Raw genomic sequence first — 16,443 nt, 5'->3', positions numbered from 1 at the left:
AGAAAAAAGCTAAGAGGGAGAACAGTGGAAGTTCCCCCTTTTAGCTATGTTTACTCATTTCTTTTAACTTTTTTTTATCTATTTTTCCAACATGGGTTTTTGGCAATTCCTCTAAGCGAATGAACTGTTTTGGAATTTTGTATCGGCCTAGTTTTAACTCACAATACATTTTTAATTCCTCATCTTGTATGGTATACGTTTGCTTTAAAGCAATGAACGCGGCAACCACTTCACCCCATCTTTCATCAGGCATACCCAAGACCGCCACCTCATCAATCGCCGGGTGTGCGGCGAGCCACTGCTCTACTTCAAGTGGATAGACATTTTCTCCGCCAGTAATAATCATCTCTTTTTTCCGGCCGACAATATAATAGAATCCTTGATTATCCCTTTTCGCTAAATCTCCCGTATGAACCCAGCCATCCTTCCACGTTTCCTGTGTTGCTTGTTCACGGTTCCAATAGAACGAAAAGGCATGCTTCCCTTTTATTAAAAGTTCCCCGACCTCGTTGGGCTCCGTCTCGCATCCAGCTGTTTTTACTAGTTTTATTGAATTAAACAGCATTGGTTTGCCGACAGATCCACGTTTCATTTGGGCATCTTCCGGACTAATATAAAAATTGTTCGGCCCTGCTTCTGTCAGCCCGTATCCCTCTTTAAAAGCTAATCCCTTTTTCTGAAAAGCCTCGTAGATTTGCATCGGGCACGGTGCTGCCCCCGATAAAAAAATCTTCATATAAGGGAAGTCACTATTTTTAAATTCGTTTGTTTGAATCAGTATATGATACATCGTCGGAACGAGAAGAATCGTTGTGCAGCGATACCGATTCAAGGCTTCCACTGCTTTTTCTCCTATAAATGGCTCGCCTATGACCACAGTTCCGCCAATCATCAGGATGGGAATGCTCAAGGCATTTAGTCCGCCGGTATGAAACATTGGCATATAGTTAACTGTTACATCATTCTCTGTTAAGCTCCAGCTAACAATTGTGTTAATCGCATTCCAGAGAATGGATTGGTGACTTAACACAACTCCTTTTGGTTTCCCGGTTGTTCCGCCCGTATAAATCATTGCCAGCGGATCAGTTTCAAAGATTTCCTCTTGGGGTAAATCCCCAATTGGAAAAGTGACTAGTTCCTCGTAACTGGCATCCCCGATAAAAAAGGTATTTACGTTTTTTAGCTGTTGATGTATAGCGTTGAACTGCTGATGGATTCCGATTAAAACCGGTGTACAATCTGCCAATATCTCGTTTATTTCATGCAATGATAAACGCCAATTAATAGGAACGAAGATGGCGCCAATTTTCCCGCAGGCAAACAATAAATCAAAATAGCTAATATGGTTTGGCGATAATAGAGCAATCCGATCGCCTTTTTTAACGCCACGGGCATGAAGCCAGCTGGCGGTCGAGATTGCCCGCGTATTCAATTGTTCAAATGTCCACACACTGTTTGTCTTTTCATCTATAATTGCATCCTTATTTGGCGATAATCGTGCCCGATTTTCCAGCCAATCCAGTTCCCAGTTCACCGGCCAATCGCTCCTTCACTACTAGATGGAACTATCTTACTCAATTTTAGTTACAGGGCAGTTACAGGGGGCGTTTTGGCAAAACTGGTTCTGTTTTCATCATTATTTAATATTTTCATCATGCTTCAAACGAAAAAGGCACAATTTTGATATAAAATTACACTCAATCATTATATTTCAATGATTTATTTAACGACTCATAGTCGTTTTATCGGCGAATCTAAGCAATTTATCGGCGAATTTTAGGCTTTTATCGGCGAATCCGAGCAATTTATCGGCGAATTTATCAATTTATCGGCGAATCTAAAAAAAGTTACATTTTTAGAGATTTTCCTCATAAAAAAAACGACCCCAATAAGGTCGCTTCCACTATTACATCATAATCCCGCCATCCACATGAAGCACGGTTCCGTTTACGTAATTTGATTCATCCGAGGCTAGGAACAAATAGGCATTCGCAATATCCTCCGGCTTTCCTAATCGGGCAAGCGGAACCATCTGCATCATTTGTGCCAACACTTTTTCCGGCACCTTTGCCGTCATCCCTGTTTCGATGAATCCCGGGGCAACTGCATTGACATTAATCCCTTTGCGTCCAAGCTCCTTCGCCCACGTTTTTGTCATCCCGACAACACCTGCTTTGGTAGCCGCATAATTCGTTTGTCCGACATTTCCATAGACTCCGGAGACAGAAGATGTGTTAATAATTCTGCCGCGGCCATTCGCAATCATCGCTGGCAATACAGCCTGTGTACAGTGAAAAACACCCGTAAGATTGACATCAAGTACCGCTTTAAAATCTTCAACCGATAGCTTAGACAGCATCGCATCCCTCGTAATTCCGGCATTATTAATCAGGATATCAATTTTTCCATATGCCGCTAGAACCTTTTCGACCATTTCATCCACACTCTGGCGGTCTGCTACATTTACTTGAAAAAAAGTAACTTCAAAGCCTGCTTGCCGCAGCTCACGAGCCTGTTCTTCCCCTTGTTCCACATTGAAATCTGCCATCGCCACCTTTGCGCCTTCTCGAGCAAAAACCTCTGCAGCGGTTAAACCGATTCCGCCCGCCGCCCCTGTTATGATCGCTACTTTATCCTGTAATCTCATCCACTTAATCCTCCAAGAAATTTGTCATTGCCTTCAATAATTGCGGCAAATCATCCACCAATGGGGAATGCCCGCAATCTTTTAATTCGATATAAACCGCTTTTCCTCCTAGGTCCTCCACAAGTTCTTTCGTCATCTCTTTTGCAATCACCATATCGCGGTCCCCTTGCAGCACCAAAACAGGGACATCAATTAACTCCACTTTTCCATTCCCCTCGACAAGCCCATTATCGTGGCGGCTAATATTAAAGGTATTGTTGGCGTGATGTACCTCTGCCAAATTCCTTTGTGTTCTCATGTCTTGAACATACTCATCATAAAGTTCAGCAGCTGGCTGATTATCCGTATAAATAACCGCATTCCAAATCAGTTTCAATAAGTCCACATTATTCATGTCATAGGCAGTTTGAACAGGGATTGTACGAATCAAATCCTTTTTAATCTCTTCATGTAAGGCAAAGCGCCGCGGCTCATCAATTTCGTTTATTTTTCCATCGAATGGATAGCCACGAGTTGATTCCGATGCTAATAAAATCAGCTTATTACAATAGCCCGGGTAATCAGCAGCGAATTGCATCGCTACCGCCCCGCCTGTTGACCAGCCCGCCATCGCGAAATCCTTCAGGCCGATTTCATCAACAAACAGCTTCACATCATCAGAAAAATCTTTAATCGACATGACTAGATTGTTATAGCTGGAACCGCCAAAGCCGCGCAAATCAACCGCATAAAGCTTATATTTCTTATCCATATTGTCAAGCACCAAATCCCAATGCTTCGACGATGTCATGTTTCCATGGATTAATAAAACCTTTACCTCTCCGCCTTCTCTCTCCCTGTATGCCAATGTTTCTCCATTTGGCAATAGCACTTCCTTCAAAGCAACGTTACCCATCTCAATCACCCTTCCCCCATTTAATTGTTGCTGCTCCCCAAGCATAGCCAATTCCGGCACTGACAAAAACGACAACATCACCATCCTTGATTTTTCCTTCTTTCAAGGCAAGCTCCAATGACAAAATCTGATCGATTTGTCCGATATGTCCATAGTCTTCAAGATATATAGACTGTTCTTCGGACAAGCCTAGTTCTTTTAAAACATATTCATGGGCCGATTTTTTCATGTGAAGAATCGCCAAATAGGAAAGATCTGCTTCACTATAGCCGCTTTTCCGTAAAGACTCGCGAATAACCTTTAAAAAATTGTCCATCGATTTTTGTTCTAAACGCTGCTTCATGCCTTCAGGGTCAAGAACATCAAGCTTATTGAGGCGCTGTTCAATCGCCTCTTTCGTTATCGGATTTTTCGTACCTCCGGAGACAACCACAACATCCTCGGAAAAAGAACCGTCTGTGATTAGTTCTGTTTCTAATAGAAGGTTTTCGTTATGCCCCTTTTGTAAAAGAAGCGCGCCGCCTCCTGCTCCCAGATTAAACATAAACCGGGTTCTCGGATTCTCGTAATCAATGAAATCAACGTTGCGATATCCGCCTGCGAGCAGGACAGTTCGAATCCCAGGATCAGCGATCATCAGACTTTTCGCCACTTTCAAGGCCATGACGGTCGTTCCGCATCTTAACGCCACATCAAATGCCCAGGCATTATACGCCCCAACCTCCTCTTGCAGCTTAATCCCTGCCGTCCAAAGTGGGTACTCCTTATGTTCTTCGCCAATATAAATCACGAGATCAATCTCCAATGGGTCAATCCCCGCCTTGGCAATCGCTTTTTTTGCAGCAGTAATCCCCATTTCACAAGTATGGTCATCGGGTCCAGGGATATGCTTTTTCCTGATTCCCATTTTCTCTTCGACAACAGGAGCAGGGATACCTGCCAGTTCTGCAATCTCTTTACCAGTCAAAAATTCCTCTGGTAAGTAAATACCTGTGCTCAGAATGCCAATTTGCAACACCATCACCTTCTCCCCTATGCTTCCTCTGCCATTTCCTGCATGAATTCCATCGCTTCCTCAACCGATTCAAACAACGTCTCTCGCTCTTCTTGGACATGTGTAACTTTTATTCTCCATTGTTTTTTCCCAGTTTCCTTTTCAATAGCGGCAAGTTGAAAACGAACCACGAAGGAAGCAATTTGATTAATTTCCATCTGTCTCCCCCTCTATCCCGCTATCTTTTCTTCTTTTTTTACAGCAGGCTGTTTTTTCCGTTTCCAAGAAAGTGTACTTAACGTCCCGACAATTCCTCTTGGGAAAAACATCACGACCAAAATATAAATAATGCCAAAGAAGATAATCCAGCGCTCAAAAATCCAATGCTCTTTCGCCAGTTCCGTCAGCCAATGATGGGCAAACTCGATTAGACCTGCTCCAATGATGGCACCGACTAATGTGCCTACTCCGCCAATGATTGTCATTAATAAAGCATCCAAGGTGATATCCATTGCAAACACACTCGTATTCACAAAGCGCAGCGAAATCGCATATAAGATTCCTGCAATTCCCGCTAATACGCCGGACATCACACTTGCGGCAATTTTATAATGCAATACATGAAACCCTAATGATTCCGTTCGTTGTTCATTTTCTCTAATCGCCTGAAGTACCCGGCCAAGCGGGGAATTGGTAAACCGCTTCAGAATGAGAAATACCGCAACCATGACAATTAAACAAAGCAGGTAAAAATTAGTCCGGTCAATAAACAGTTCCGGGACGCGAAACGTGAAGCCATCATTCCCATAGGTCATCGTTCGCCACTTTTCCGCTAAGACAAGAAAAAGTCCTGATAACGATAAGGTTAACATCGCATAGAAATGACTTTTTAAACGAAGTGTAAGCAAGCCAACAAGAAAGCTGACGAAACCAGTAAGAACAATGGTGGTCAGTACCGCCAAGAGGAAAACCGTTAGCGTTGGTTCAAACCGCTTCATAAAGATCCCCATCGAATACGCGCCGATGCCAAAAAACATCGCATGCCCAAAGGAAACAATTCCGGTAAAGCCCAACAACAAGTCATAACTCATCGCGAAAATTGAAAAAACAAACACCTGTGTTAACAAAATCAATAAGTTTCTCGATTCATAGACGAACGGCAAAAGGAGCAGAAAAGCTGCAACAACTAAAATGATGGCTGTCATTCGATTTCCTTGAATCAATCGCATGTTCTCACCCCTTTGCCCCAAATAGACCCTGCGGCCGAATAATTAATACTATCGCCATGAGGAGCATATTTACCGCCAGCGATAGGTCGGGGACATAATACGCCATAAACGAACCGGAAAGCCCTACTAAAATAGCGGCTAACACGGAGCCTTTGAAATTGCCCATCCCCCCGATGACGACAACTATGAATGCGAGGATGGCGAATTCCATCCCCATTCCGGCATGGATTACCCCGGAATACGGGCCGAGCAGTACACCGCCAAGCGCGGCCATACCGGCACCAATCATAAATACAAACATAAACACCCTTTGAATATTGATTCCAAGTGCTTGCACCATTTCTTTATTCATCACACCTGCACGGACAACAAGGCCAATCTTTGTTTTTTTAAGTAAAAATTGCACCCCTGCAAATATGACAAGCCCTACTAAAATGATAAATACTCGGTACTTGATGATAATAACGCCGCCGAGTTCCCAGCTGCCCTTTAGGTAGTCCGGAGGCGATGCGGTAATTTGATTGGGACCCCAAATGACTTTTAGCATTTCGGATAAAACAAGCATGAGACCAAGGGTGATTAATATTTGCTGGACATGATTGCCGTAAACCGGTTTAATGATCCACTTTTCTGTAATAATTCCGAGCAGAAAGCCAGTTAAGATGGCGCCAATGATTCCGATGATAAAACTGCCAGTCTGTGAATAAATCCAGAGTCCGCTATAAGCTCCCCAGGCAAATAACCCGCCGTGGGCAAAATTCAGCACATCCATCAAACCGAAAATCAGCGTTAAACCAGCAGCCAATAAAAAGATCAGCATCCCTGTTGCCAGGCCATTTAAGGTTAAATTTATGATTAAATCCACGAAGAAGTCCCTCCTTCCTTAAGCAATCCCTAAATACTTTCGTTTCATTTCTTCATCTTCTTTTAATTTCTTCATTGCCCCATGACTAACGGTTCGACCATCGTCAATAATGTAAAATTGATCGCCAATTGTGCTCGCCATCATGAAATTTTGTTCCACTAATACGATGGTTGTTTCAGCTTTCATTTGGATTATGGAGTCCATTACCTTTTCGACGACAATGGGAGCCAAACCTTTACTAGGCTCATCTATTAACAGCAGTTCGTTTTCATTCACATACGCTCTTGCGATGGAAAGCATTTGTTTTTGACCGCCGCTTAACAGGCCGCCCGGTTTTTTCCAAAACTTATTCAAGTCAGGGAACAAATGTAAGATCCAATCCATTCGTTTAGCGGTTTCTTCATCGTCTTTTTGAATCGCCACTCTCATGTTTTCCTCAACCGTTAGTCCGGAAAAAATCCCCTGATCCTCGGGAACATAACCGATGCCCTTTTTGGCAATCGTATAGGTTGGCAGGGACTGAATCGCTTCTCCTTTAAACGTGACGCTCCCTTTCGAGGCCGGATTCAGCCCCATTATCGTTCGTAATGTGGTTGTTTTTCCAGCTCCATTTCTTCCAAGAAGTACCGTTACTTCCCCTTTTTTCACCTCAAAGGAAACACCTTGGAGAATATGATATTGACCGATATGGGTTTCTACTTTATCAAGTTTTAACAGGTCGTTGATCATCGAGTTGACCTCCTAAATAGGCAGACTGTACTGTCTCGTTTTTCATGATCTCTTCCGGGGTTCCGTCGGCCAATAATCTTCCATTAAAAAGAACCATCACCGAATCCGATAAATCGAGGATCATATCCATCTTGTGTTCAATCAGGATAATCGTCCGGTTTCCTTGTTCCTTAATTCTTTTGATCACTTCTAAGATCGCCGGAACTTCCTCGAGTGACATGCCTGCCGTGGGTTCATCTAATAAAAGAACTTCTGTTTCAAGTGCCAGCAGCATCGCAATTTCAAGTTTTCGCTTTTCGCCATGTGCCAGATTGCTAGCGAGCGAATCCTTTTTATCGTCTAAAAGGACAAGCCTGAGCCATTCTAATGCCTTTTCTTCAAATGCTCGATATTTTTTATAATGAAACAGCATCTGGTATCGAATTCCTGCCTTTGATTGGACCGCTAATCTTACATTCTCTAATACGGTTAAATTAGGGAATACATTGGTAATTTGAAAGGAACGGCCAATCCCCGCTCTTGTGCGGTTTGTCGGTGAAAATTTCGTGATATCCTTTCCGCGATAATAGATTTTTCCTTGAGTCGGCGTTAATTGGCCGCTTAGGAGATTGAAAAAGGTTGTTTTTCCGGCGCCATTTGGCCCGATAATCGACTTAAAATGCTTCTCCGGAACAGAAATACTGACAGCATCCACTGCCGTATGACCGCCAAAGGTAATCGATAGGTCAGTTGTTTCAATAAGCAAGGACATTCGCTTCACCGCCTTGTATAGAAATAAGGAAGAGGCTGACCGTGTTTTACTCGGTCGAACCCCCGTCATTTTTACTTGATATTTTCTTACTTGTTGCGGATTGGCGGCGCCGTTTCTTCAGGAGTCAGCTCTCTGATCAGCACTGGTACTGGATACGGAACGCCGTCTTTCTTCTCTAGTTTAATCGCGTATAATGCTTGCAGGGCTTGATGATCTTCCGGACGGTAGGTCATTTTTCCTTTCGGTGTCTCAAAGCTCATGCCTTCCATTGTTTTGATCAGTTTATCGGCATCCGCATCACCATTCGATTTCTTCAATGCTTCCACAATCGAAATGGCTGCACTCATCCCGCCAGGTGTAAACAGGTCGGGAACATCGTTGTTAAAGCGCTTCTTATGCTCTGCTACTAGCCAGTCGTTAATTTTATTTTTCGGCAGGTCATGATAATAAACGGTGAATCCTTCCATTCCAATCAACGGCTCCATTGTCGATAATGCCGCGATATCCGGGGCTCCAGTTGAAATCTTGATTCCTTTTTCCTGCACTTTCATGTCGGCAATCTGCTTCCATGGAGAGTTTGCACCAGCCCAAACAACGAATAAATAATCAGGTTTGGCATCGACGATTTTTTGAATGTTTGAAGTGAAGTCTGTTGCCGCTGGATCCGCATATTCTTCTTTTACAATTTCGGCTCCCAGCTTTTTAGCTGCTTCTTTAAAGGCTGCTACACCATCACGGCCAAAGGAATAATCCGGTGCAAGCGTGGCAATTTTTACGCCTTTTTTGGCAATTGCTGCTGCCCCAGCAACTGCATCCTGTGAGGAGTTGCGTGCTGAATGGAACATATACTTATTAAACTCTGAACCTGTAATACTATCAGCCGCCGCTGGTTCGACAACCATAATCTTTTTATATTCCTCTGCTAACGGGAGAACGGCCAGTGTGTCCGCTGAGCTAGATGATCCAACTAGAAAATCCACTTTATCTTCTTCTAATAATTTTGTTGCCTTTTGGACGGCTACTTCGGGTTTCGTTTCGGTATCTTCGACAATGAATTCAATCTTTCTGCCGGCAACCTCCATCTTTCCATCTGTTGCATAATCAAGCCCAAGCTCAAAACCTCTTAATGTTTGCTTTCCATACGATTCGAGTGCACCAGTTTTAGAAGCAAGGACACCGATTTTAATTGGTTCCTTATTTTCCGTTTTCTTTCCGCCATCGTCCTTTGGCTCTGATGATGATTTGTCAGAGCTGCATGCACTGGCAAAGATCATCATAAACATAAGTAATCCTACTAATGCCCATTTCCCGCGATACCCCTTCACACTTTTTCCCCCTTAAAATATTTACTTTAAAACTTGCAAAGCTTTGAGTTTATGATAGGAGTTTGAAGTTACAGGGGAGTTACAAAATAAAAAACAGCCCTACTCTAAGGCTGCTCAATCGGATTTAAACTGTTCTCTGATTCAATAATCATACGGTACATATGTTTTGTCGGTTCTAGTGGGGTTACACCTAGTTCTTCCTCTAACACCTCTGTACATTTTTGATACCATTTCATCGCCTGGGGACGATTGTTTTTTCGATAGTAACAGTACATAAGTAAGCGATAGGCTTCTTCCCATGTGCGGTCGCGTTCGAGAATTTTTTCACACCAGTAAATTGACGCTTCGTAGTTTTCGCGGCGAACCATTAATTGCGCCATTTTCTCAGCACCACGTAAAAAATAAACGAGCAGGCTCTCCCTTTTACTGATACACCAATCGTCATAACGGCGGTCAGGCAAATAGTCGCCTTGATAAAGGGTCAAACCTCTCTCAAGGAAATAAATAACCTTTTCGTCAGCGCTTTCATTTAAGCCGTCCTGGATCAGCGACTGAAAATGCGTTGTATCCACTTCAATCACGGCTTGTGGATTTACCCCGTAAAACATTCCGTCTCGAATGATGAAGAAGGGGGCCGCTCTTGCTTTCCGCATTGGTTCTAATACTTGCAGAAGACTATTTAAGGCCACCTTGAAATCTCGGTCAGCACTTTTTTTGTCTTGATAGGGCCAAAGAATTTGTATCATTTCATCTTTGGCGATTGGCTCATTTGTGGTAATGAATAACTGAAATAATTCCTTCGCCTTTTCTCTTTGCCATTCCTTTTCCCAAACCTCTTTCTCACCAAGCCAAAGCCGGAATTGACCAAGTGTTTGAACACGAATGGAGTAACCGGGATGGGAGTCAAATGTGCTAACCCCTAGATTCTGTAAGGTTTTCGTGACAAATGGCGTTTGGATTTCCGCTTTCATACACTCAAGTAATAATGGCACAAACAGTTGTAAATCCCTTGGGCTATAAACGGATCTTTTATGAAAAAAGAATTCGTATTCATGAATTTGCACAAGTGTTAAAAATTCATCGATTGTATGGTTATATAAGTCTTGCTTTTTCTCAAGATAAAAAAGATACGAAAACCAAAACTTGCTGAGCATTTGACCAAAGGAGTCTTCGCACTGTTGAAATAAGGAATCTGTTTTTTCCAAGTATACAAACGCCTTCGGCAGCCGTTCATTATAAATGCAGGTAATCCCCATGCAAAGCGTAATTAAGGCTGAGAGCCAAACGTCATGAACCTTTTCTGTCTCTTGGAGTGCTTTCTTTCCCGCCTCCAGTGCCCGTTCCAGTTCTCCCCTTGTTCCGTATAAAATACAAAGTCCCATTAACGGTTCGGCCTTCCCTCTGTCAACACCCAGCTGATCCATGATTTCTAACGCTGTTTGGTAGCAGTTTTCGGCTAAATGGGTTTCATATTTATTTAAAATTTGCACGGCATGACCCATGCGGATCCAGCCGCACGCCTCAACGAACGGCGCTTTACTGCCTATTCCTTGTTGAATGGCCTGCTGGGCAAGCTCTTTCGCTTTTACTCCCTCGCCAGTAAAGGCTTCGATTAAGGAAAGCAATAAATCGGTTTCACGATGGGCCTGGGGCAGCGAGGTAACGATTGTTCCATTCAACTCTTCTTTGTATAGGACTTTCTTGGCTTCGTTAAATCGGCCGGTCCTTAAATACAATCTTGCTTCTAAATTTCCATCATAATGAACTGCCTTTGTTTTTTGAATCCATTTTTCAGCATCTGATGCTTTTCCTAAGTTTAGTAGATTCTCAGATAGCAATTGATAGAGTTTACCTCTTTCTGCACCTGAACTCTTACATTTTTCCCTGTAGGCAATCGCCTCATATAAAAGCTTTTCGGCATGATGGGGCTGAATCGTATCTAAATAAATCTTCGCTTTCCCTTCCAGTGCCATACTCATTCCAAGGGCATCTTGCTTTTTTTCTGCACCATTAAAGCCCTTTTCATAATAAGCCTCGGCCTCTTGGTATTGGGAACGATAGCGATGAATTTCCGCTTTTAAATACCAAAGAAGGTAGTACGTTTCCATCTCCGCTTCTGGTAGAATCGTTAATTGATCATGCAGGCTCGCCAATTTTCCACTTTCAAGCATCCTTAAGCCGTTCTCTTGTAAGATGGAAGCAATCGCTTGATAGTGATTGATTTTTTTATAATGATGAAGTGCCTCCTCCCACAATTGTCTTTTTTCATAAAAACGGGCACATTTTTCGTGAAGGACCGCATAATGATTCGGGTTATTTTTTTGAAAAATATTTTCAAGAAAGTCTTTAAATAAGGCGTGATAACGATAATGGTTCATGCCAATCTTCTGGATAAATAAATTCCGGTCTTTCAATTGTTCAAGCAATCCGGAGGCTCCATGAAGGCCAATGACTTCATCGCAAATTTCTTCCTCTATTTCTTCAAATATCGACGTTTGCTCGAGGAACTGCTGGATCATTGGCGGCTGTTTTGAAAAAACCTCCATCACTAAATACTGAAAAAAATCCTGAAGGGAGTGTGAAGAGTGTTCAAAAAGCTCGGTAATGTCTTTTTTTAGCGGGATTTGCTGGGCAATCATGCATAAGGCGATTACCCAGCCCTCTGTCATCTCGTAAATCGTTTGTAAATGCTCGGGCTCGACTTCTAATCGATAAAGATCGGTTAGCAGCAGCTCCATTTCTTCCATCGTAAGGACTAAGTCTTCTCTTGAAAGTTCTAATAACTGACCACAAGCCTTCATCTTCGTCAGATATTTCCATCCCGGGCGGCTGCGGCTCGAAAGGACGATATGTAAATTGGCGGGGATGTGTTCAAGCAATTTTTCCATCCAGCTGTTGATTGTATAAGAATGTTCTATTTGATGAAAGTCATCGAGGATCAAGGTAATCTCGGAATCGATCGCGAGAATTTCATTGATAAAAAGGGTAGATAATACACTCAATTCCTCATCGCGGATATAGCGGTCCATCGTGTCAATATAGGCAGATAATTCCTCACCGAAATCAGGGAGAACTGTGCGGATGGAATGGATGATATAGGAGAGAAAAGGAAGAATGTCATCATCCATCGACGAAATGGAGTACCAGCAGCCCGGGATTTTTTCATCCTTCATAAAGAGGGCAAGTGCCGTACTTTTTCCATAGCCTGCTCCAGAATGAATGATCGTCAGCGGAAAGTCAGGGATCTTCTTTAGTTTCCTAGTAAGCTGTGCCCTCCTGATAAAGTCCTCCTTCACGGCTGGAATCCGCAGTTTTGTTTGAATAATCGGCAGCTTCAATTCTAAATCCCCCCTCTCCATTTACACAATATTTACACTATTTTATCATAGAAAAAGCGATATGTGTACGAGTTTGGAGAAAACAAATAGGCTATATTTTCCAAGAAATATGACATGGTCTCCCTAGAGCTGGTCAATAGATAAAGGGCGGCCAGTGGCAGCCCTTTTCTCGATTAGTAAACTTCAACTACTTTTACCCTGCTTCCAAAATAATCGATATGGAGAGGTTTCACAGTCATTTCCTGAAAAACTGCTTGTAAATCTAGTGACAGCTGCCTTCCATTTCCTTTTTCGGTAAAGCAAATAACGGTCGGTCCAGCACCACTCAAGGCCACTCCGAAAGCACCATTGGATTTAGCTGTTTTTTCAATATCATGAAATGAGCGAATCAGCGGTTTTCGGTAAGGCTGATGTAAAATGTCTTGTTCCATCATTTTTCCTGCCAGAGACCAGTTTTGACTTAATAGGGCTGCAATCATAAGATTAGCAGTGGACGAAGCTTGGACGGCATCACGACGAGAATAGGCTGCTGGCAAAACGTCTCGTGATTCCTTCGTCAATAGAATTTCTTGCGGGATGACTACAACTATTTCTATAGGAAGATTTGTGAATGACAGCATATCCACTTCGTTTTGCTGATAACACCCAACCACTAGTCCACCATAGAGAGAGGCACCCACATTATCCGGATGGCCCTCCATCTTAGTAGCAAGGAGGAGCTTTTCCTCCTTGGTTAAACTTAAGCCGCCAACAACGTCTGCAAGCTCAATCCCGGCGATAATCGCGGCGGCACTTGAACCAAGCCCTCGTGCTAACGGGATATCACTGTTGATGTTAATTTTACACGGGGGTAATTCAACGGAATAGGTTGCTGCTGTCTTAATCGCAACCTGGCAGATAAAATGCTCCTCATTAGTTGGAAGATCCTTCAGTTCCTCACTTAAAGAATAACATTCCCACTTATCATTTTGCTCCACTTCCAAAGTTAAATACAAATCAAGGGCAAGTCCAATCGAATCAAAGCCCGGCCCAAGATTTGCCGTACTCGCAGGTACTTTGATAACAAAACGGTCTTTTAGAGTCATCCACGGACAACTCCTCGAATATGTTCGGTCACTGCCCTTTCATCATTTGGCAATCGGACCGGCTTAACGAGACTGCTTTCTATCGCCGTATCCGGGTCCTTCAAGCCATTCCCAGTAAGGACAGCTACAATCTTTGTTCCTTTAGCAATTTTTCCAGTTTGGATACTTTTATAAACACCTGCGATGGAGGCACAAGATGCCGGTTCAGCAAAAACACCTTCAGAGGCGGCTAACTTTTTATAGGCAGCGACAATTTCTTCGTCACTGACTTCATCAAAAAGACCATTGGATTCTTGAACTGCGGATACAGCTAAATCCCAACTTGCCGGGTTTCCGATTCGAATTGCTGTGGCAATCGTTTCTGGGTTTTCAAAGACACGGTTATGAACAAGTGCGGCGGCACCTGCAGCCTCAAAACCAAACATCCGTGGTAAGCCAGCCTCCTTTTTATAGGCATATTCTTTAAATCCTTTCCAATAAGCACTGATATTACCGGCGTTCCCAACTGGAATCGCTAAAATATCTGGAGCATCACCAAGCTGATCGCATACCTCAAAGGCCGCTGTTTTTTGCCCTTCTAATCGGAATGGATTCACGGAATTAACGAGCGTAATTGGTTCTTCCCCACTAATATTTCGCACCATCTTCAGCGCTTGATCAAAATTTCCTTCAATCGAGATGATTTCCGCCCCATACATCATCGCCTGGGCAAGTTTGCCGAGGGCAATTTTCCCTTCGGGTATGACGATGATACAGTTTAAGCCTGCCCGCGCCGCATAGGCAGCAGCGGCAGCAGAAGTGTTCCCAGTTGAGGCACAGATGACCGTTTTACTGCCCTCTTCGACTGCCTTGGCAACAGCCATGACCATTCCCCGGTCTTTAAAGGATCCTGTCGGATTCGCCCCTTCCATTTTCACATAAAGCTCGACATCCCATTCTCGAGACAGTCGTTCGAGCTTTATTAACGGGGTATTTCCTTCATTCAATGTAAGTTTTGGAGTCTGATTGTTGATTGGTAAATACTCTTTATAGGCTTCTAGCAATCCTGGCCATCTCATAACGATTTCCTCACCACTCTATACGCACTTTTTACTTCCTTTACTGCCTTTAAATCATATAACTCTAGTAAAATTTTATCGTAATTAGTTAGCGAAGCTTTGTGCGTAACTAAGACGATTTCCGATGTTTCATTTTTCTTAATTGGCAGCTGAAGTATTTTTTCAAAGCTTACGCCGTATTTTGCAAAAATGGCAGTAATATCCGCAAAAACGCCAACCTCATCCTGTACGTGAATCCGCAAGAAATATTTTGAGAACTGTTCTTCATTGTCCTTTAACAGCTTAGGATATTGCGGTGTGACGGCGCTGCGGCCATTTACACCTAATCTTAGATTTTTCATAACACCAACCAGGTCGGAAACAACTGCTGTTGCTGTCGGCAGGCTTCCGGCGCCAGGACCATAAAACATCGTTTCCCCGACTGCTTCGCCGTAAACGTAAACGGCATTATATTCATTTTGCACGGAGGCAAGCGGATGATTATTAGACAAAAAGGTAGGAGCTACACTAACCTCGACTTTTTCACCTTCACGATGAGCATAGCCGATTAGTTTCATGGTATAGCCTAATTGTTTTCCATACCGTAAGTCTTCTTCGGTAATGCTCAAAATACCACTTACCTTCACATCATCTAAATCAATGTGCATCGAAAAACCTAATGTCGCCAGGATCGTCATTTTGCGGGCGGCATCTAAACCTTCGACATCTGAAGTTGGATCCGCTTCGGCAAACCCAAGGTCCTGGGCTTCTTTCAGAACTTCATCATAGGAGCGGCCTTCATCACTCATTTTCGTTAAGATATAATTCGTTGTTCCATTTACAATCCCCATCATTTGAGTAATTCTATCGGATGCTAGCCCATCAACAAGGCCCCGTAAGATGGGAATGCCTCCGGCCACACTTGCTTCATAAAAGAGGTCACAGCCATGCTCGGAAGCAACCGTTAACAGCTCTGAACCGTGCAGGGCCATCAAATCCTTATTCGCGGTTACTACATGCTTTCCATTGCGGAGTGCAGTGATTAAATAGTCTTTTGTTTCCTCTACTCCGCCCATTACCTCGATAACCACATCTATTTCCTTATCACGGAGAATTTCGTCGGCGTTTGATGTTAATAGCCCGGTTTCGATTTCAACCGGTCTATCCTTATGTAAATCTTGAACAAGGATTTTTTTAATGATAACCGGACAACCCACTTGGTGGATTAATTTATCCTGGTGATTTTTGATAATTTTGACAACTCCTGAACCAACTGTGCCTAAACCTAATAACCCAATTGAGATGGCTTTCACTCGTTTCCCCTCCTGCATTTGTCCACCTGTGACGTACAAATGTTTTTCTGTTGTAGACATTATATGATTCTCTGAATATTTTTACAATAGCTTTGTTTTCTTCAATTACTATGTAATCGCTTACTATTGCGTCATACATGGAATACTATTTTAGGCAAAAATTTTTTCTGCTTTATCTCTTTACAATACTGAAGGTATCGTTGTAGAATAGTCCCTATATTTAGTTAATTTTTGA

General features: G+C 42.9%; 14 protein-coding genes. All 14 read right to left on the bottom strand.

All coding sequences use genetic code 11. From position 1 onward, the window contains the following. Window positions 1-40: 40 nt before the first annotated feature. The 14 genes from ACIQCO_RS05280 to ACIQCO_RS05215 all read right to left on the bottom strand — a co-directional run bounded on the left by ACIQCO_RS05280 (window position 41) and on the right by ACIQCO_RS05215 (window position 16,226). Window positions 41-1,534 (bottom strand): acyl-CoA synthetase, encoded by a 1,494-nt coding sequence (locus ACIQCO_RS05280; protein ID WP_400426538.1) that lies wholly within the window; start codon window positions 1,532-1,534, stop codon window positions 41-43. A gap of 372 nt (window positions 1,535-1,906) precedes the next feature. Beyond that, window positions 1,907-2,647, bottom strand: coding sequence for a 3-oxoacyl-ACP reductase FabG (fabG, locus tag ACIQCO_RS05275; RefSeq protein WP_400426536.1), 741 nt, complete (start codon window positions 2,645-2,647; stop codon window positions 1,907-1,909). A gap of 4 nt (window positions 2,648-2,651) precedes the next feature. Continuing rightward, on the bottom strand, window positions 2,652-3,587 hold the full coding sequence (gene phaZ, locus ACIQCO_RS05270) for an intracellular short-chain-length polyhydroxyalkanoate depolymerase (protein WP_400426588.1): 936 nt from the start codon (window positions 3,585-3,587) through the stop codon (window positions 2,652-2,654). Beyond that, complete coding sequence (locus tag ACIQCO_RS05265; protein ID WP_400426534.1) at window positions 3,544-4,563, bottom strand: 3-oxoacyl-ACP synthase; 1,020 nt, start codon at window positions 4,561-4,563, stop codon at window positions 3,544-3,546. The genes phaZ and ACIQCO_RS05265 overlap by 44 nt, the downstream gene beginning before the upstream one ends. A gap of 11 nt (window positions 4,564-4,574) precedes the next feature. Further along, window positions 4,575-4,754, bottom strand: a complete 180-nt coding sequence (locus ACIQCO_RS05260) for a hypothetical protein (protein ID WP_400426532.1) — start codon at window positions 4,752-4,754, stop codon at window positions 4,575-4,577. Between the two features lie 12 nt (window positions 4,755-4,766). After that, a complete protein-coding gene (locus ACIQCO_RS05255) occupies window positions 4,767-5,765 on the bottom strand; it encodes a branched-chain amino acid ABC transporter permease (RefSeq protein WP_400426530.1) in 999 nt (332 codons plus the stop codon). A gap of 4 nt (window positions 5,766-5,769) precedes the next feature. After that, on the bottom strand, window positions 5,770-6,630 hold the full coding sequence (locus ACIQCO_RS05250; protein WP_400426528.1) for a branched-chain amino acid ABC transporter permease: 861 nt from the start codon (window positions 6,628-6,630) through the stop codon (window positions 5,770-5,772). 18 nt (window positions 6,631-6,648) lie between these two features. Then, window positions 6,649-7,356 (bottom strand): ABC transporter ATP-binding protein, encoded by a 708-nt coding sequence (locus ACIQCO_RS05245; RefSeq protein ID WP_400426587.1) that lies wholly within the window; start codon window positions 7,354-7,356, stop codon window positions 6,649-6,651. Further along, window positions 7,334-8,110 carry an ABC transporter ATP-binding protein gene (locus tag ACIQCO_RS05240; RefSeq protein WP_400426526.1) on the bottom strand — a complete coding sequence of 259 codons (777 nt, stop codon included), beginning with the start codon at window positions 8,108-8,110 and terminating at the stop codon, window positions 7,334-7,336. Before ACIQCO_RS05240 ends, ACIQCO_RS05245 begins: the two co-directional genes overlap by 23 nt. 86 nt (window positions 8,111-8,196) lie before the next feature. Beyond that, a complete protein-coding gene (locus ACIQCO_RS05235; RefSeq protein ID WP_400426585.1) occupies window positions 8,197-9,393 on the bottom strand; it encodes a substrate-binding domain-containing protein in 1,197 nt (398 codons plus the stop codon). Window positions 9,394-9,539: 146 nt separating this feature from the next. Continuing rightward, the gene (locus ACIQCO_RS05230; protein WP_400426524.1) at window positions 9,540-12,773 is read right to left on the bottom strand and encodes a winged helix-turn-helix domain-containing protein; all 3,234 of its coding nucleotides are present in this window, start codon (window positions 12,771-12,773) and stop codon (window positions 9,540-9,542) included. A 173-nt stretch (window positions 12,774-12,946) separates the two neighbouring features. Further along, a complete protein-coding gene (gene thrB, locus ACIQCO_RS05225; protein ID WP_400426523.1) occupies window positions 12,947-13,858 on the bottom strand; it encodes a homoserine kinase in 912 nt (303 codons plus the stop codon). After that, complete coding sequence (gene thrC, locus ACIQCO_RS05220; RefSeq protein WP_400426521.1) at window positions 13,855-14,916, bottom strand: threonine synthase; 1,062 nt, start codon at window positions 14,914-14,916, stop codon at window positions 13,855-13,857. The genes thrB and thrC overlap by 4 nt, the downstream gene beginning before the upstream one ends. Continuing rightward, window positions 14,913-16,226 (bottom strand): homoserine dehydrogenase, encoded by a 1,314-nt coding sequence (locus ACIQCO_RS05215; RefSeq protein WP_400426584.1) that lies wholly within the window; start codon window positions 16,224-16,226, stop codon window positions 14,913-14,915. The genes thrC and ACIQCO_RS05215 overlap by 4 nt, the downstream gene beginning before the upstream one ends. Window positions 16,227-16,443: the final 217 nt, after the last annotated feature.

The sequence above is a fragment of the Neobacillus sp. NPDC093127 genome, assembly GCF_044754175.1.
In the GTDB taxonomy this organism is placed as follows: Bacteria; Bacillota; Bacilli; order Bacillales; family Cytobacillaceae; genus Neobacillus.
Note: the sequence above shows the minus strand (reverse complement) of the source record. Positions and strands in the feature narration are given on the sequence as shown.